This is a genomic window from Salegentibacter echinorum (assembly GCF_900129445.1).
Lineage (GTDB): Bacteria > Bacteroidota > Bacteroidia > Flavobacteriales > Flavobacteriaceae > Salegentibacter > Salegentibacter echinorum.
In genome coordinates this window covers 140,359-156,682 of record NZ_FQVT01000002.1, presented here as the reverse complement: position 1 = coordinate 156,682, position 16,324 = coordinate 140,359, and the positions used below count along the sequence as shown (strand labels likewise).

The following is a 16,324-nucleotide window of genomic DNA, read 5'->3' as shown; positions in this document are numbered from 1 at the left end:
TTAACAAATGATAAACTTAAAACTGCTGGGTCGCACCCGTGCGCAAGAAAGCACTCACGCCATAGAGCGTATGTATATTACCATGAGACATCTTTTTAACCGCGGATTTTATAAACCCATGGGAGTCTCTGGCGAAACGCTTAGAGAATCCTTACTTATTTTAAGGCCAGAAATTTATGGTTCTATTTCGGGTGATAAAGCAGAGCTTAGTGGTTTGTTATATGTTATAGACAGGTTGCCTAAAGGAATTGAAGAATGCCGGTTTATTAACCTTACCAGTGACGAAGGCTACGGAAATTCACATTTTAAAGCGATCGTTCCGCCAAAAAGACGCCGTAATTGTTATAGGATAGACGAGGAGCAAATGAATATTGAGATCACCAGGGGGCGTTCAGAAATTTATGATATCCTTACGCACCTCACTTTTCTCTTTGTTGAATCACATAAAATTATGCGTAGCGTCGTGATAGATGAAGAAGGGCAGGTGACCCGCGATTGGCAAAAACTGGAAAAAGCAGTTTTACAGGAAGAACCCTTAGATAAAACGCAGCGAGAAGTTGCCTTAACCCACACGGCAAATATTTTGGGTAGGACTTTCTTTGAAGTTTCAGAAATACATAAAAAGTTCGCCCAGGCCGATAGTCCCGAACGTTTTTTACTTATAATTTACTGGTTGGGAAAACTGGCAATTTCTGAAGTCTTAGAGAACAAAAAACGTATTATTACCTTTAGTCCCGTGCTTCGCGAACGACTTGGACATCATATTCACGGCGAAATTTGGGCAGATAATATCAAGCAGCATCTTATTAAAGAAAACCTTATGCACCGGCCTTTACACATAATAAGTGCCAATATGCATAGTGTGATGAATACGCTTTACACTCCTTTGGCTTTAGAAACAGAGTTGAAGAAACAAAAACCGCTGCAAATTTATGAGGCGCTTAGTAATAATGCCAATGGCAAATTAAGGACTAAGGTAATGAAAGCTGCGCTGGATAATGGAATGACTTTTCTGGGCGATCAAAGTGGAACCAATATTGACGTACAAATATTTGATACGGCTAAACTGGAAGGGAAATATGGAGATAAAGATATTAAAACCAAAGAAGAAGCACCTGTAATTATTGTGATGGACTACGCTTTTGGGGAACAGGCCTACGAAACTTTAGATGAGCTTTTAAAACCTTATACTTTTGAAGGGGATGAAATTAAAATAAACGTAGAATCGATCTCCATTATGGGAAAAGCCGGTATTTTGGAAGGCGGAAAAGGAGATATTATGATTCCTTCAGCCCACCTTTTTGAAGGTACGGCAGATAATTATCCGTTTAAAAATGAATTGACAAGGGATGATCTTGAAGGACACGGGATGAATGTGGTAGATGGTGCTATGATTACCGTTTTGGGAACTTCCCTGCAAAACCGGGATATTTTAAAGTTTTTCCACGATTCTACCTGGAATGTGAGCGGGCTTGAAATGGAGGGTGCCCATTATCAAAAAGCCATACAGGCCGCCTCTAAACTGCGCGGTAGTATAAAGAAAGATGTAAAGGTTAGATATGCGTATTACGCCTCAGATAATCCGTTGGAAACGGGTAGTACTCTTGCTTCGGGAGGTTTGGGTACCAGTGGTGTAAAACCAACTTATCTTATTACCGAAAAAATTCTCGAACAAATTTTTAAATCTTAATAAATGCAGGTTGAAGAGACGCCATTAAAAGATTGTTTTATCATAAAACCCGATATTTTTAAGGATAAACGCGGTCTTTTTTTGGAGAGCTACCACAAAAAAAAGTTTATAGAGCTTACCGGGATAGAAAGGGAATTTGTTCAGGATAACCAATCTATCTCCAAGAGAGGTGTGTTGCGTGGATTGCATTATCAAATTGGCGAATTTGGCCAAACAAAACTGGTGCGTGCTATTTATGGAAAAGTCCTTGACGTTGTCGTAGATCTGCGACCAGATTCCCCTACTTTTAAAAAGAGTTTTAAGATAATTCTGGACGACAAAAATCTTTATCAACTCTATATTCCTAAAGGTTTTGGACATGGGTTTGTAACGCTTTCAGAAACCTCTGTTTTTGCCTATAAATGTGACCAATATTATTATCCCGGTTATGAAGCCGGTATTATTTACAACGACCCAGATTTGGCGATAGATTGGGAATTCCCGGAAGCGGAAATGATTATTTCAGATAAGGACCGGAGACAACCACGTTTCAAGGAGGTTTTTAGTTGAAATTAATATTGCTAAAAGTTTTTAAGCTAGTAATTTAAAATATAAACAGATGAAAAATGTTCTTATTACCGGTGGCGATGGACAATTGGGGTCTTGTTTTAAAAAGATAGCACAAAATTACAAAACTTTAGACTGCTCTTTTAAATCGGCTTCAACGCTGGATATTTGTGATAATGTTGCTTTAAAAAAGGTTTTTGCTGAAGAAAATTTTGATTGGGTTATTAATTGTGCGGCCTATACCAATGTTGAAAAAGCAGAAGCTGAGCAAGAGAAAGCCTTTAAAATAAATGCTGAAGCTGTTAAAAACCTCGCTGAGACTTGTAGAATTTCAGGAGCAAAATTAATACATTTTTCGACAGATTATGTTTTTGATGGGCAAGCTAGGAAACCTTATTCAGAAACAAATAAAACCAATCCTATCAACGTTTACGGCGCTTCAAAATTGAAAGGAGAAAAATATATCGAAGAGACGCTTACCGCTTATTTTATTTTTAGGACTTCCTGGTTGTATTCAGAATTTGGTCATAATTTCTATAAAACCATCCTAAGGAAAATTGACGAAAAAGCCGAATTGAATATCACAAGCTCGCAGCTGGGAACACCAACAAATGCCAATGATTTAGCCGACTTCGTCTTGAGGTTAATTGCTTCAGAAGAAACAAAATATGGGCTTTATCATTATAGTAACGCCGGGCAGGGCACCTGGTACGATTTTGCCAAAGCAATTTTGGAGTTTACAGGAAATTCCGAAGAAATTAAGCTACAAAAAAGTGATAATTTTAAAACCCTGGCAGCCAGGCCTGCTTACAGTGTATTGGATAAAACCAGGTGTAAAAAGAATTTTGATATTACTATCCAAAATTGGGAAAAAAGCCTCGAGAACCTTATCAATGCTAAAGCTTCGTAAGATTTGAAGTTTTTCTAATAAAAGGAATTTTATGAAAAAGCCGTTGGTTTCAGTAATTATGCCTGCATTTAATGCAGCAGGATTTATTGAGGCTGCGGTAACTTCTGTGATTTCCCAGAGCTATTCAAACTGGGAACTTTTTATCATTGAAGATGCTTCCAACGATAAAACCTTTCAAATCATTGAAACTTTATCTACAGAGGATGCCAGGATTAAAATTCTTCGGAACAACGAAAATTGTGGTGCGGGCGTAAGCCGAAACAAAGGAATTAAAGCCGCCCGGGGCGATTATATCGCTTTCTTGGATGCCGACGATTTGTGGAAACCAAAGAAGCTGGAAATTCAGTTAAAAATAATGCAAGAGCAGTCCGCAGCCGTTTGCTTTTCCAGCTATGTGCAAATTGATGAACAGGGCACTTCACGCCACGAACTTATTGAGGCTCTACCCGTGTTGACTTATAAAAAGCTTTTAAAGTCCAACTATTTGGGGAATCTTACAGGAATTTACAATGTTGAAAAAATTGGAAAAATATACGCTCCTAATATTAGAAAACGCCAGGATTGGGCGCTTTGGTTGGAAGCCTTAAAAAAAGATGGTGCTGCTATTGGAGTGCAACAGCCCCTGGCCGAATACCGGGTGAGAAAGGGTTCTATTTCCCGAAACAAGTTTAAAATGCTTAGGTATAATTTTAATATTTATCGCCAGGTTTTAAAATTCAGTTTTTTAAAAAGTAGTTGGTGGCTACTTATTTTTTTGAAAGAGCATTTTTTTGTAAAAAGTAAACAAAAAAAACCATTATAAAATTTCTGACAACAAGTTTAAAATCGGTGGTATTGAATTAATGGATTTTAATTGAAAGTGGAAAAAATGTCACAAATATTTTTCTATTAATGTAATCGGGATTTCTTTTTTACTTGTCCTCATTGAAAAGCACGTCTTGCTTACTTTTGCCGCTAAGACAGGAAAACATAAAGAAGTTCTTCGTGTTTTGAAGTTCTTGTGACTAATAAAATAGTATAAATAGACATCATTACCACAAAGCTGTAAAGCGATTTAATAATCAATCATCTTAATTGTTTTTTCAAACTCAAAGAAGCGTCACAATCTCTATGAGAATTTTGTCTATAGTAACTCGTTAATTAATAATACATTATATTTGTATACTATATATATTATATACATTTTTTAGCTATGAGAAAAAATATCGATATTGACGAACTGACTTTAAAAAAAATGAAATTAATTTCTGCACATGAAAAAATGAGTGTAAAAGCGCTTATAGAAAAAGCCGTGCAATTGTTTGTTAAAAGCAAAGAAGTTGAAAAATATGCTTCGCTCACTGATGAAGAAAAGGAGGATATAGGACTTTTAGTATTGATGCAGGAAGGCGAACCAACGGATACAGTTCCTGAAGAAGATATCCTGAAAATATTGCAGGAATGATCATAACCTATCATTCCAAGTTTAAAAAGGATATCCAAAAAATCAAGGACGAAAAACTAAGAAAATCACTACTGGACAAGATTCAAAACCTTAAGGATTGCTCAAATATTGAAGAAATTCTTGGGATTAAAAAATTAAAAAACCATCCTACGGCTTATCGGATGCGAATTGGGAATTATAGATTGGGATTTTTTGTTGAGGGAGCTCGATCGCTTCGACTACAAAGATTCGTTAAAAGAAATGACATTTATAAGTTATTTCCTTAGGTCATTTTAATTTTTTAAGAGATACAAATTTATCAATACATCCAGGAAGACAAGTTACTTTTCACCTGTTCAAATTGCTAAATTTGCAGGGAATAAGAGAAACTACTTGCAATTAATAAAATATAGTGAATATCTTGTGTTTTTTTTAACCTAAATCTTCGAAACAAATTGTTTTAATTTCCCGCTTTTAGTCCGTTGTAATTGATCTTTTCTATCAAAAATTATTTCAAGATCCTTATCTACATACCTGGAAATAGCTTTTAAAATTTCTTTTTGTTGATTTGAAGAAAGTTCAGAAGAACTTACATAAATGATCTCGAAAGTATCAAGCCCCGTTTGCACAACGACAAACTCTTTTATACTCCCTGTATCTTCAATTATACTTTTGGTGACATAGTAAAAGGTTAATCCCGGTATAATTTTTCCATTTTTTAATTTGGCAAAATCATTGTTACGACCAGTCAGGTTTTGAAGAATGGGTCGTTTTGGGGTGCTTTTTTTAGAAAGTATTCCCGTATCGCCAATTTCATAGCGAATTACAGGATGGGCTTTATTATAAAGGGAAGTGACAAGAATTCTGCCTTCCTCGCCATAAGGAAGCGGATTATTATTTTTATCTACAATTTCTACAAAAAGATCTTCGGCATTTACCAGCCACTCGTTTTCTTTATTTTCGAAAGCGATAAGTCCCACCTCACTCGCTCCATACTCGTTTATTACCGGCACGCCAAAAGCTTTTTGCATCAGGTTTTTGTCGGTTTCAAATAAAACTTCAGAAGTAACAATACATAGTTTTAAACTGGGACAAACTTTTTTAAGGTTCAGTTTTTTTTCATTTAAAAACTTGGCAAAGAGCAGAATAGCACTGGTATAACCATTTATATAATCAAAATCTGAATGTTGAAAACGCCTTAAAAAGTCCTTCATAGTCTTTTCACTAAGATTAAATACAGGGAATCTTCTGCGAAGACTTATCCTATCTTTAAAACGTTCCTGTATATTTCCGTAGAAATCCATAGGAATACCATAGAACCTGGCTTGTATAGACTTGTTGAGGTCTATCCCGTGCCATAAATATCGCTCCTGAAATACCGCCCAGGTAAGAGCGTGGGCAAACCTGTCTTTAGCAAAAATAAAAGGCGTTCCGCTGCTGCCAGAGGTTTTCCCCAGGTAGATGTTGTTTCTTGAAAAGCCCGTGCTAAGACGCTTTTGTAAACCCCGTTGCAAGTCTTTTTTGGTCATGATGGGCAGCTTGGTCCAGGTTGTATAGCTATCTTCTTTGGAGAAATCTTTATAAAACGCATTATTTTGCAAATGATGGTTTACAATTTCTGCTTTACGATCGTTGAGATAGCTTTCATATTTTTCCGAAGAAATTTCCTGTATTTTTTGCAAAGTTTTTTGCGCCCGGGAAATGGGAAATCTATTAAGCTGTAGCGAAAGTTTAAACCAGTTCAAAGGGCAGGCACATTTTTATAAGAAATAATTGGCGCTTCAATTTACAAACAATTATTTTTGGTGCATAACTAAAATCACTTCAGGATGAAAATCTTAATTCTTGGCGGCGGCGGACGCGAACATACTTTTGCTTACAAATTAGCCCAAAGTGCTAAATGTACCGAACTTTTTGTAGCGCCTGGAAATGCAGGAACGGCTAAAATTGCAAAGAATATAGCACTTAAAGTGACCGATTTTGAGGCTATTAAAGATTTTGTACTGAATGAAAATATAGAAATGCTGGTGGTTGGTCCAGAAGATCCACTGGTAGAAGGTATTACCGATTTTTTTGCTGAAGACGATAAGCTGAAAACTATAAAACTAATTGGCCCGTCTAAACGAGGCGCTTTACTGGAAGGCAGTAAGGAAAGAGCTAAAGAATTTATGGCGATGCATAATATTCCTACCGCTGCCTATGAAAGTTTCACCAAAGAAAGCCTGGAGGCGGGAAAAAAGTTTCTGGAAACCCTTAAACCACCTTATGTTTTAAAAGCCGATGGTTTGGCTGCCGGTAAAGGTGTGTTGATCTTAAATGATTTGGAAGAAGCCAAAACAGAGCTTCATAAAATGTTGGCCGATAAAAAATTTGGCGCTGCTAGCGAAAAAGTGGTGATCGAGGAATTTTTAGACGGGATTGAACTTAGCGTTTTTGTGCTTACCGACGGGAAGAATTATAAAATTTTACCAACTGCCAAAGATTATAAACGAATTGGAGAAGGGGATACCGGTTTAAATACCGGCGGAATGGGTGCTATCTCTCCCGTACCATTTGCCGATGAACAACTGATGAATAAAATTGAAGAACGCGTGGTAAAACCAACCGTAAACGGACTTCTGAAAGAAAAAATTGACTATAAGGGATTTATTTTCATAGGGCTTATAAAAGTAGGGGAGGAGCCTTATGTGATAGAGTATAATGTGCGTATGGGTGATCCCGAGACCGAAGTGGTGCTACCCAGAATTAAATCTGATCTTGTGGAACTTTTTGAAAAGGTTGCTGAAGGGAATTTAAATGAAGCTACTTTAGAAATTGATGAAAGGGCGGCAACAACTGTAATGTTGGTTTCGGGAGGATATCCAGAGGCTTATAAAAAAGGAAAAGAAATTACCGGGCTGGATAAAATTGAGGATTCCCTGGTCTTTCACGCCGGTACACAAGCAGAAGATGAAAAAGTATTAACCAGTGGTGGTAGGGTAATCGCGGTGACTTCTTTTGGAGAAGATTACAAAGAAGCATTAAAAAAATCTTATCAAAATGCGAAAAAGTTACATTTTGATAAGATGTATTATAGAAAAGATTTAGGATTCGATTTATCCTAACCTAAATAACTGTCTGGAGCATCTTTGCGTTCATCTTCGTGAGTATCGTGAAAGTGCTTCAGCTGTTTCATCCAGTAGGCAAAAGCAGCGATGGCTACTAAAACAAAAATAAAGTTTATCGCATTGGCGCCCCACCAGGTATCCAATTCGAGTTCTCTTAAAAGATCTAAAGGGTAAAATAAAATCTCTTCAAAAAGGTAGGCAATACCTTCAAATATATCTCTTAACATGCTAATGAATTTTAAAATCTGTTTTGCAAAGTTATACAAAATTAACTTTAAAGCCGTTCCCTAAATAACTTTGCTATCTTTAAAACCACTAAATTATAAAAAACCACAATGTTAACAAGCTTTTTTAGCAAATCTAAACCGGTAAATGGTATAGCGATTAGCATATTACTGAGCATATTTTTTATAATTGCCAATTTTAATGAATGGTTTACAGATTTTAAAATTCTTGTTTTCCTGGAGAAGATCGCGGTCTTACTTAGCTTGATTTTAAGTGTTTTTATCCTTAATTTTATTGCTAAGAAGAATGAGCTTACCCGTAGGAGCGCCTACAAAATGCTATTCTTTGTATTATTCTCCATTAGTTTTTTTGCGCTCTTGCGAAACCACCAGGCAATTTTTGCCAATTTATGTTTACTCTTTGCCTTTAGAAGAATACTTAGTTTAAAATCAAAAAAAGTAACTCAAAAAAAGATTTTTGATGCTACATTTTGGATTTGCATTGCCTCTTTGTTTTATTTTTGGACCATCCTTTTTGTGGTAGTGGTATATGCGGGGATTCTATATTATTTACCGGCATTTAAAAACTGGTTTATCCCGCCACTAGCCTTTTTGTGTGTAATGTTTCTATGTCTTAGTTTTCATATTGTGGCTTATGACGAATGGTACACTTTTTTTCAATGGTTTCAGGAAAGTAATTTAGATTTTTCCAGCTATCAAAACCTCGATATCTTAATTCCTATAAGTATTATCCTGGCTCTAACTTTATGGACACTCACTAATTTTCTTTCGGTAGTGCGAAAAGTAAGTGTTTCTTTAAAAGCTTCATTAAACCTAATATTGTTAAGTTTACTTACCGCAATTGCCGTGGCGGTATTAGCGCCCACAAAAGATGGGAGCGAGCTTATTTTCTTTTTTGTCCCGCTTAGTATCATCACGTCTATTTATTTTGATCAAAAACGGGATAAGATATTTCGGGAGGTATTATTGGTTTTGCTTATCTTAATGCCCTTAAGCATTCCTTTTATTTTTTAAATGAATTTACAAACTGTTGAGCGGCAATTAAAAAAGCGCTGGCCCTACAACTATGTATGGTTTAGAAAACAAAATAATGCCTGGGATAAAAATTCCAATTTTATCTACACCACTTTAGATTGGGAAGAATTAAACGAGCAAATTGCTTTACGCATACTTACCCTAAATCTTGATAAAAAGCAGTTTTTCCATTATTGCTGTAATCGATGGTATAACTTCTGGAGTGCCAGGGCGATAGAACAGGTTTTTACTGAAATAAATGGGATAATCCCAAACCAAAATCTTAAGGATCGGCTTAGTGATTTTAATTTCTTCGGAAGGGATTTTGATCTTAAAACCAGTGTCTTTCCCGCAAGTTTTGGACGTGATTTGGAATTTGCGAAAAACAACCCCGCTGTTTTGATTAATTGGTTGTATCAAAATCAAAGTAAGCAAGGCCGGTTTCATTTAAAAAACCGCCTATTTTTAATAGTTTATGCCAGTAATGCTGAACATTGGAAACTAAAAGCAGAAATTTCGTGGTTAAAAGGAGTAGTTGAAGAATATGTTGCTAATTTTGAAGCTTCACAATTAAGAAAATTTCGTTTTCAAAAAGGAACAACTACATTTTCTGATATTATTTGGGCAATTAAATGAATTATATAGGTTCTAAACATAAACTGGGCAGCTTTATAAAGGCTACAATAGAAGAGGTAGTTTCAGAAGAGCTAAATTCCCAGGTTTTTTGTGATCTTTTTGCAGGTACGGGAAGTGTGGGAAGAAATTTTAAAACTTCAGTAAAATCCATTATTGCCAATGATGTTGAGTTTTATAGTTATGTTTTACTTAAAAACTATATTGAAAATCATCAAGAACTGGAAGCCGATGTATTATTTTCAGAATTAAACAATTTAAAAGGCAAAGACGGATTTATATTTCAGCATTACAGCGAAAATGGAAAAGCCGGAAGGCTGTATTTTTCTGAAGCTAATGGCAGGAAGATAGATGCGATTAGACAACAGATAGAAAGTTGGAAAGTGAATAATCAAATAGGGGAAAACCAGTATTTTTTCCTTTTGGCTTCCTTGTTGGAAAGTGCCGATAAGGTGGCCAATACGGCTTCGGTTTATGGAGCTTTTCTTAAAAAAGTAAAAGTTTCAGCACAAAAAGAATTACTTCTGAAACCGGCAGTTTTTCAGGAAACAGAAAATGAGCATCAGGTATTTCAGGAAGATGCCAATGCCTTAATTAAAAGGATTGAAGGGGAGATTTTATATCTAGATCCGCCGTATAACCGCCGGCAATACGGCGCGAATTATCATATTCTCAATACCATTGCAAAATATGATACCTTTGTGCCTAAAGGTAAAACCGGTTTGCGGGAGTATTACAGGTCATCATATTGCAGCCAGGAGCGCGTAAAAGCATCTTTTTTGGAATTGATAGCTAAAGCTAATTTTAAGTACATATTTTTAAGCTATAATAACGAGGGTTTAATGCCGGCTTCAGACATAAAAAAAATAATGAGCCAATTTGGTCATTATGACCTGGCGACCAAAGACTATCAGCGTTTTAAAGCCGATAAAACCGAAAGCAGAAACCATAAAGCCAATAAAACAAAAGAATATCTACACATTTTAGAAAAACGATAAACTATGTTTTCAGATAAAGCAAACGCAATTTTTCAGGAAGTAATTGAAAAATACCACGAAAAAGACTCGGTAGAACAGCCGTTTACGAATCCTTATAACAGTGAAGAAGAGTTAATTTCCCACCTGTTGTACAGGAAATGTTGGATAGACACGGTGCAGTGGCATTATGAAGATATTATTCGCGATAAACATATAGACCCGGTAGATGCTTTGGCGCTAAAACGCCAAATTGATGCCTCAAACCAGGATAGAACCGACACCGTAGAATATATTGACAGTTATTTTCTTGAAAAATTTAAGGCCGTTGAGGTTAAGGAATCAGCAACTATTAACTCTGAAAGTCCGGCGTGGGCAATAGATAGACTTTCTATTTTGGCGTTAAAAATTTATCATATGAACGAGGAAGCCCAGCGGAAAGATGCCTCACAAGAACATCAAATGAAGTGTAAAGCTAAGTTAGATGTACTGCTGGAGCAACGTGTAGATCTTTCTACCGCGATTAATCAATTACTTGAGGATATTGCTGCTGGAAACAAATATATGAAGGTGTACAAGCAAATGAAGATGTATAATGACGATGAGTTAAACCCGGTTTTAAGAAAGAAATAAGCCTGTTTTTGGCTAAAATCCAAGTCCTCGCAGGTCTTAGAGACCTGTGAGGACTGATCATTAAAAATAATGGCAAAAAATCACCCAAATAAAAAAAGTGACGCTTCTGCTTCTTCCAGGGAAGCGACACATATTTTGGTGATTCGTTTGTCGGCTATGGGTGATGTGGCGATGTGCGTTCCTGTGTTACGGGTTTTAACCAGTACTTATCCACATCTTAAAATAAGTGTGTTAACCCGTGGTTTTTTTGAACCTATGTTTAAAGAAATCCCACATGTTTCGGTTTATAAAGCCGATATTAACGGAGTACATAGTGGCGTTTTAGGCCTGGGAAGCCTCGCTAAAGAACTTAGGGATATTGGCATTGATAAAGTTGCCGATCTTCACAATGTATTGCGCAGCAATGTTTTAAAATCGGTTTTCTATATGTTTGGAATTCCGGTGAAGCAAATTGATAAGGGCAGAAGCGAGAAAAAGGCGCTTACCAGGGAAAATAATAAGGTGTTTAAACAACTAAAGCCAACGGTACAACGCTATGCCGATGTTTTTAAAGCTTTGGGTTACCCATTAGATCTTGTAAATCATCGTTTTCCTAAAAAACTAGCACTTTCTAAAAATGCGGGGCAATTATTAGCAAATGATTCGAAAAAATTCCTGGGTATTGCACCATTTGCCCAGCACGATGCTAAGGCTTATCCCGAAGATCTTATGGAAAAAGTTTTAGTTGAATTGGCTAAAACCTCAAATATTGAAGTCCTATTATTTGGAGGGGGGGAAGCTGAAAAAGAAAAGCTGGAAGCCTGGGCTAATAAGTTCTCCAATGCAACAAGCATTGTTGGAAAACTTAATTTTACTGAAGAATTGGAGTTAATCTCCAACCTGGACGCCATGCTTTCTATGGATAGTGGTAACGGACACATGGCGGCGATGTATGGTGTACCGGTTATAACGATATGGGGCGTGACCCATCCTTATGCGGGATTCTCACCTTTTCAACAGCCTAAAGAAAATAGTTTGTTGCCCAGTCTACAGAAATACCCTAAAATTCCTACTTCCGTATATGGAAATAAATTTCCGGAAGGTTATAACGAAGCTATTCGCAGTATTACACCAACAATGGTAGTAGCTAAAATTAATGAGGTTTTATTCTCCTGAAAGAAGATACCATTCCTTTGGAGCTAGCATCTTGTAAGTGATTATTATGCAAATTCGAATGATTAGCATTTTATTGTTTTCACGCAAAGATCGCCACCTGGAGTAATTTTTCATTTTCTTTGCTTGCCCAAAGAAAACGAAACAAAAGAAAAGGCGCTTTTTCCGAGGTATTTTTCAGCATAGCTGAAAACCAGTTTTGTTTTGCTAAAATCTTTCCAGGGATTCAAGATTTTTTAACGCAAAACAAAACTTATACTGCGCAAAAAGATTCCAAAGCGCTGCTTTGAAACGTTTATTGTGCCGTTTTAAAAGTGCTATCCAACTGACATGATTTTCGAAAAATAACTTATTTTCAATTATTATGGTTCAGTCTTATTTCTTTAACTTCTAAAAAAGCTTACACATCATCATAATCTACTTTTAGCGTTGGTGTAAGCGGTTGGGCCTGGCAAGTTAAAATAAGTCCTTCTTCAATCTCTTCTTCGGTAAGGATTTGGTTTTTGCGCATTTCGGCTTTTCCTTCCTTAATCCTGGCAATACAGCTACTGCAAATTCCGCCCTGGCAAGAATAAGGTACATCGATATCTTTTTCTAATATGGCGTCTAAAACAACATCTTTCGTATTCATCGCAAAGGTGGTTTCTTCATCATCTACCAATACTGTAAGCTGGCTTTGCCCTTCAATATTTGTATCGATTTCTTCCGCTTCTTCCGTAGTGAAAAGTTCAAAAAAGATCTTTTCTTTCTCCACGCCATTGTCTTGCAACACCCCACTCACGTGATCTATCATTTCTTCGGGGCCGCAGAGGTAAAAAGCATCAAAATTATGGTCTTTAAATTTATTTTTTAGCACATAATTTACCGTGCTGGTTTCAATGCGGCCAAAGTGAGAATTGTCTTCCCGCGCCCGGCTGTAAACAAATTCAACAAAAAGTCGGTCGGGGTATTTTGCCTGTAATTCCAACAGTTCTTTAAAGAAAATGGTTTCTTCGACAGATTTGTTTCCGTAGGTAAGTACAAATCTGCTTTTTGGTTCTTCGTTTAAAACCGTTTTAATAATAGAAAGTACCGGGGTAATTCCACTACCCGCAGCAAAAGCAGCATAACTTTTAGGGGTATCACCGGGTTTTAGAATAAACTTACCTTCCGGGGGGTGTACTTCCAAAATATCACCGGCATTAAGTTTATTGTTCGCAATGACAGAAAATTTACCGTCTTTTACCTCTTTTACCGTTACCTTAAATTCTCCAGAATTTGGAGCAGAGCAAAGCGAATAGGCACGCCTAATTTCTTCGTCACCCGGCTTAATTTTTATCGTAATATATTGACCCGCTTCAAATTGAAAAGTTTCTTTTAGATTAGCGGGGATATTAAATGATAAACTCACTGCCTGCGGGGTTTCCCTAATCACTTCTTTTATCTCTAACGGAAAAAACTGATTCATCAAAAGTATATTTTAGTACAAAAATACAAAGTACGTGAATTTAAAAACTGTAACAAAGCGCTAATTTTTTATACTTGTATGGTAAAGCTTAGATAAAAACCAAGAAGGAAAAGATTTTAAGCGATATCGGCTTAGTTTTTAAATACAGGAAGTGACAATTTTGAAAATCCCGCCCCGCGGAAAAACACCTTAAAATTATGTTTAAACGATTTTTATGGCTGGAGTACAAATCTTTCTTTAGATCGGCCAGTTTAGGGAAAAGCCTGGGCTTAAAAGTGCTGCTTATCTTTTTAGCCATTTATTTTTCGGCGGCATTTTTAATGTTTGGGATAGGACTTTATCCGCTAATTCAGAAGTTTTTCCCGGGAGAAGATCCGCTGCAACTTGTAAATCGTTTTGTTTTATTGTGGTTGGTTTTTGAACTGGGTATGCGTTTTATGCTGCAAACCCTTCCGGTTTTAGATATAAAACCACTTTTAAACCTACCGGTTGGCCGGCGTAAAGCGGTAAATTATGTGCTCGTAAAAGCGATGTACTCGTTTTTTAATTTTCTACCGTTATTTATAGTAATTCCCTTCGGAATTTTCTGCATTTATAAAGGCCAGTACAATACCTGGGGGATCCTGGGCTGGATGTTGGCCATGCTTGCGATAACCCAGTGCGTTAACTTCCTGAATTTTATAATTAAAAAGAAATTCACCGAAAATTTAAAAGCCCTTATACCGGCAATTTTGGTGGTACTTGCTTTTGCAGCATTAGAGTATTTTGAGATTTTTGAAATTAGTTTTTGGTTTGGAAAGATGATGGATTTCCTTGTAGCGCATCCTTACCTCGTTATTGTACCTATTGCCATATTCCTTGCTTTGTTTAAATGGAACCAAATAAACCTGGAACGTAAATTTTACCTGGACGCTGGCTTAAAACAAAAACAAAAAGACGCCGATACCAGGGATTTTGTGTGGACTAAGAAATTTGGTGGGATTGCACCATTCCTTCAACTGGATCTAAAGCTTATTTGGCGCAATAAAAGACCCAAAACCACAATTTATATGTCTTTTATCCTGCTGGCTTATGGCTTCTTTTTTTATACCAATGATGTTTACCAGGAATTCGAGGCATTTTATGTATTTGCAGGTATTTTTATGACAGGTATTTTTATGATGAACTTTGGGCAGTTTGTGCCTGCCTGGGATGCTTCTTACTATTCCATGATTATGGCGCAAAACATTCCGCTTAAACAGTACCTGGCATCAAAAGCGGGGCTTATCACCTTTAGCATCGTGGTATTGGGCATTCTTACTACACCTTATGTATATTTTGGCTGGAATATTTTATTGATCAATGTGGTAGCTGCTTTATATAATATTGGTGTAAATGTCCCTATACTTCTTTACGCCGGTTCCTTCAATAAGAAAAGAATAGATTTAGATAAAAGTCCGTTTATGAATTACCAGGGCGCCGGTGCAGCACAGTGGCTGGTAGGCTTACCTTTAATGATTCTACCGGTATTCTTTTTTTGGCTTTTTCAAACCTTTATAAATTTTGAAGCGGCGCTCATTATCCTGGCAGTACTGGGAATAATTGGAATATTGTTACGCTCTAGCTTACTTAATTTTATTGCCGGGGCTTACCAAAAAAGGAAATACGCGATGATTAATGGATTTAAACAATCTGGAGAATAAAACTTAACCAAATTATGATAACAGCAACTAATCTTTCAAAAGCATATAAAGGTGTAGAAGTTCTAAATATAGCACATTTGGATATTCCCCCGGGACAAAGTTTTGGCCTTGTAGGCAATAACGGTGCGGGGAAAACCACGTTTTTTAGTCTTCTGCTGGATCTTATTCAGCCAACCACCGGTAATATTTTTAACCACGAAATCACCGTAAGTCAAAGTGAAGCCTGGAAACCTTTTACCGCTTCTTTTATAGATGAAAGTTTTCTAATTGGTTATCTCACGCCCGAGGAATATTTTTATTTTGTTGGGGAATTGCGCGGTGAGAATAAAGCCGATATCGATACCTACCTCGCTCAATTTGAAGATTTTTTTCACGATGAGATTTTAGGCCGAAGAAAATATTTACGCGATCTCTCTAAGGGGAATCAAAAAAAGGTGGGGATTGTAGCTGCTTTTATAGGCAGTCCCAAAGTGGTTATTTTAGATGAACCTTTTGCTAATTTAGATCCCACCACGCAAATTCGGTTAAAAAAGATCATTAAAGAATTAACCGAAAAGCGGGAAACCACCGTACTTGTTTCCAGTCACGATCTAATTCACGTGACTGAAGTTTGCGAGCGCATTGTGGTTTTAGACAAAGGACACCTGGTGAAAGACATTAAAACTTCAGAAGCTACTTTAAAGGAATTAGAAAGTTATTTTTCACAGGACGTGAATGTTGGGGAGCCACAGGAACTCTAGTATTTTGTTTGCAGTTGTAAAAAGAAGCGTATTTTTACGCACTAAATAATGACTTTTTAAGTTATAGAGTCGAACTCATTTAAACTTTGAGCTAATGGAGAAGGTTTAAACGAGTTCATTAAGAACCG

At 36.6% G+C, this 16,324-nt stretch carries 16 protein-coding genes; 13 read left to right on the top strand and 3 right to left on the bottom strand.

Annotated features, from left to right (window positions below):
- The first annotated feature begins 7 nt into the window (after nucleotides 1–7).
- The 5 genes from BUA71_RS04400 to BUA71_RS04380 all read left to right on the top strand — a co-directional run bounded on the left by BUA71_RS04400 (nucleotide 8) and on the right by BUA71_RS04380 (nucleotide 4,590).
- The gene (locus BUA71_RS04400; RefSeq protein WP_072877155.1) at nucleotides 8–1,690 is read left to right on the top strand and encodes a DUF6909 family protein; all 1,683 of its coding nucleotides are present in this window, start codon (nucleotides 8–10) and stop codon (nucleotides 1,688–1,690) included.
- A gap of 3 nt (nucleotides 1,691–1,693) precedes the next feature.
- Complete coding sequence (gene rfbC, locus BUA71_RS04395; protein WP_072877153.1) at nucleotides 1,694–2,239, top strand: dTDP-4-dehydrorhamnose 3,5-epimerase; 546 nt, start codon at nucleotides 1,694–1,696, stop codon at nucleotides 2,237–2,239.
- Between the two features lie 49 nt (nucleotides 2,240–2,288).
- Complete coding sequence (gene rfbD / locus BUA71_RS04390) at nucleotides 2,289–3,146, top strand: dTDP-4-dehydrorhamnose reductase (RefSeq protein ID WP_072877151.1); 858 nt, start codon at nucleotides 2,289–2,291, stop codon at nucleotides 3,144–3,146.
- A 31-nt stretch (nucleotides 3,147–3,177) separates the two neighbouring features.
- On the top strand, nucleotides 3,178–3,948 hold the full coding sequence (locus BUA71_RS04385; RefSeq protein WP_072877149.1) for a glycosyltransferase family 2 protein: 771 nt from the start codon (nucleotides 3,178–3,180) through the stop codon (nucleotides 3,946–3,948).
- Between the two features lie 390 nt (nucleotides 3,949–4,338).
- On the top strand, nucleotides 4,339–4,590 hold the full coding sequence (locus BUA71_RS04380) for a hypothetical protein (protein ID WP_072877146.1): 252 nt from the start codon (nucleotides 4,339–4,341) through the stop codon (nucleotides 4,588–4,590).
- Nucleotides 4,591–5,006: 416 nt separating this feature from the next.
- Here BUA71_RS04380 and BUA71_RS04370 read toward each other — a convergent pair whose 3' ends face one another.
- On the bottom strand, nucleotides 5,007–6,314 hold the full coding sequence (locus BUA71_RS04370) for a phenylacetate--CoA ligase family protein (protein ID WP_072877142.1): 1,308 nt from the start codon (nucleotides 6,312–6,314) through the stop codon (nucleotides 5,007–5,009).
- Between the two features lie 84 nt (nucleotides 6,315–6,398).
- Between BUA71_RS04370 and purD the strand changes: the two genes are divergently transcribed.
- On the top strand, nucleotides 6,399–7,673 hold the full coding sequence (gene purD, locus BUA71_RS04365; protein ID WP_072877141.1) for a phosphoribosylamine--glycine ligase: 1,275 nt from the start codon (nucleotides 6,399–6,401) through the stop codon (nucleotides 7,671–7,673).
- Here purD and BUA71_RS04360 read toward each other — a convergent pair.
- Nucleotides 7,670–7,903, bottom strand: coding sequence for a DUF6341 family protein (locus tag BUA71_RS04360; RefSeq protein ID WP_072877139.1), 234 nt, complete (start codon nucleotides 7,901–7,903; stop codon nucleotides 7,670–7,672). The genes purD and BUA71_RS04360 overlap by 4 nt on opposite strands.
- A 108-nt stretch (nucleotides 7,904–8,011) precedes the next feature.
- Here BUA71_RS04360 and BUA71_RS04355 point away from each other — a divergent pair, with 108 nt between their 5' ends.
- The 5 genes from BUA71_RS04355 (at nucleotide 8,012) to BUA71_RS04335 (ending at nucleotide 12,330) form a co-directional block, all read left to right on the top strand.
- The gene (locus tag BUA71_RS04355; RefSeq protein ID WP_072877136.1) at nucleotides 8,012–8,935 is read left to right on the top strand and encodes a DUF6427 family protein; all 924 of its coding nucleotides are present in this window, start codon (nucleotides 8,012–8,014) and stop codon (nucleotides 8,933–8,935) included.
- Nucleotides 8,936–9,571, top strand: a complete 636-nt coding sequence (locus BUA71_RS04350; RefSeq protein ID WP_072877134.1) for a hypothetical protein — start codon at nucleotides 8,936–8,938, stop codon at nucleotides 9,569–9,571. It abuts the gene before it with no gap.
- A complete protein-coding gene (locus BUA71_RS04345; RefSeq protein WP_072877132.1) occupies nucleotides 9,568–10,566 on the top strand; it encodes a DNA adenine methylase in 999 nt (332 codons plus the stop codon). Before BUA71_RS04350 ends, BUA71_RS04345 begins: the two co-directional genes overlap by 4 nt.
- A 3-nt stretch (nucleotides 10,567–10,569) precedes the next feature.
- Complete coding sequence (locus BUA71_RS04340; RefSeq protein ID WP_072877131.1) at nucleotides 10,570–11,175, top strand: DUF4254 domain-containing protein; 606 nt, start codon at nucleotides 10,570–10,572, stop codon at nucleotides 11,173–11,175.
- A 69-nt stretch (nucleotides 11,176–11,244) separates the two neighbouring features.
- Nucleotides 11,245–12,330 (top strand): glycosyltransferase family 9 protein, encoded by a 1,086-nt coding sequence (locus BUA71_RS04335; protein ID WP_072877129.1) that lies wholly within the window; start codon nucleotides 11,245–11,247, stop codon nucleotides 12,328–12,330.
- A gap of 397 nt (nucleotides 12,331–12,727) precedes the next feature.
- Here BUA71_RS04335 and BUA71_RS04330 read toward each other — a convergent pair whose 3' ends face one another.
- Nucleotides 12,728–13,774, bottom strand: a complete 1,047-nt coding sequence (locus tag BUA71_RS04330) for a ferredoxin--NADP reductase (protein ID WP_072877128.1) — start codon at nucleotides 13,772–13,774, stop codon at nucleotides 12,728–12,730.
- A 197-nt stretch (nucleotides 13,775–13,971) separates the two neighbouring features.
- On the opposite strand from BUA71_RS04330, the gene BUA71_RS04325 reads away from it, so the two are divergent.
- Nucleotides 13,972–15,456, top strand: a complete 1,485-nt coding sequence (locus BUA71_RS04325) for a DUF5687 family protein (protein ID WP_072877126.1) — start codon at nucleotides 13,972–13,974, stop codon at nucleotides 15,454–15,456.
- Between the two features lie 14 nt (nucleotides 15,457–15,470).
- Nucleotides 15,471–16,196: an ABC transporter ATP-binding protein gene (locus BUA71_RS04320; protein WP_072877124.1), complete on the top strand. Its 726-nt coding sequence runs from the start codon at nucleotides 15,471–15,473 to the stop codon at nucleotides 16,194–16,196.
- The last annotated feature ends 128 nt before the right edge of the window (nucleotides 16,197–16,324 follow it).

Bases quoted from the DNA above. Each gene is read 5' to 3' on its own strand.
- BUA71_RS04345 (WP_072877132.1), top strand. From the start codon at position 9,568: ATGAATTATATAGGTTCTAAACATAAACTGGGCAGCTTTATAAAGGCT.
- BUA71_RS04350 (WP_072877134.1), top strand. From the start codon at position 8,936: ATGAATTTACAAACTGTTGAGCGGCAATTAAAAAAGCGCTGGCCCTAC.
- BUA71_RS04360 (WP_072877139.1), bottom strand. From the start codon at position 7,903: ATGTTAAGAGATATATTTGAAGGTATTGCCTACCTTTTTGAAGAGATT.
- rfbD (WP_072877151.1), top strand. From the start codon at position 2,289: ATGAAAAATGTTCTTATTACCGGTGGCGATGGACAATTGGGGTCTTGT.
- BUA71_RS04355 (WP_072877136.1), top strand. From the start codon at position 8,012: ATGTTAACAAGCTTTTTTAGCAAATCTAAACCGGTAAATGGTATAGCG.
- BUA71_RS04330 (WP_072877128.1), bottom strand. From the start codon at position 13,774: ATGAATCAGTTTTTTCCGTTAGAGATAAAAGAAGTGATTAGGGAAACC.
- BUA71_RS04325 (WP_072877126.1), top strand. From the start codon at position 13,972: ATGTTTAAACGATTTTTATGGCTGGAGTACAAATCTTTCTTTAGATCG.
- BUA71_RS04380 (WP_072877146.1), top strand. From the start codon at position 4,339: ATGAGAAAAAATATCGATATTGACGAACTGACTTTAAAAAAAATGAAA.
- BUA71_RS04400 (WP_072877155.1), top strand. From the start codon at position 8: ATGATAAACTTAAAACTGCTGGGTCGCACCCGTGCGCAAGAAAGCACT.
- purD (WP_072877141.1), top strand. From the start codon at position 6,399: ATGAAAATCTTAATTCTTGGCGGCGGCGGACGCGAACATACTTTTGCT.
- BUA71_RS04340 (WP_072877131.1), top strand. From the start codon at position 10,570: ATGTTTTCAGATAAAGCAAACGCAATTTTTCAGGAAGTAATTGAAAAA.
- BUA71_RS04335 (WP_072877129.1), top strand. From the start codon at position 11,245: ATGGCAAAAAATCACCCAAATAAAAAAAGTGACGCTTCTGCTTCTTCC.
- BUA71_RS04385 (WP_072877149.1), top strand. From the start codon at position 3,178: ATGAAAAAGCCGTTGGTTTCAGTAATTATGCCTGCATTTAATGCAGCA.
- BUA71_RS04320 (WP_072877124.1), top strand. From the start codon at position 15,471: ATGATAACAGCAACTAATCTTTCAAAAGCATATAAAGGTGTAGAAGTT.
- rfbC (WP_072877153.1), top strand. From the start codon at position 1,694: ATGCAGGTTGAAGAGACGCCATTAAAAGATTGTTTTATCATAAAACCC.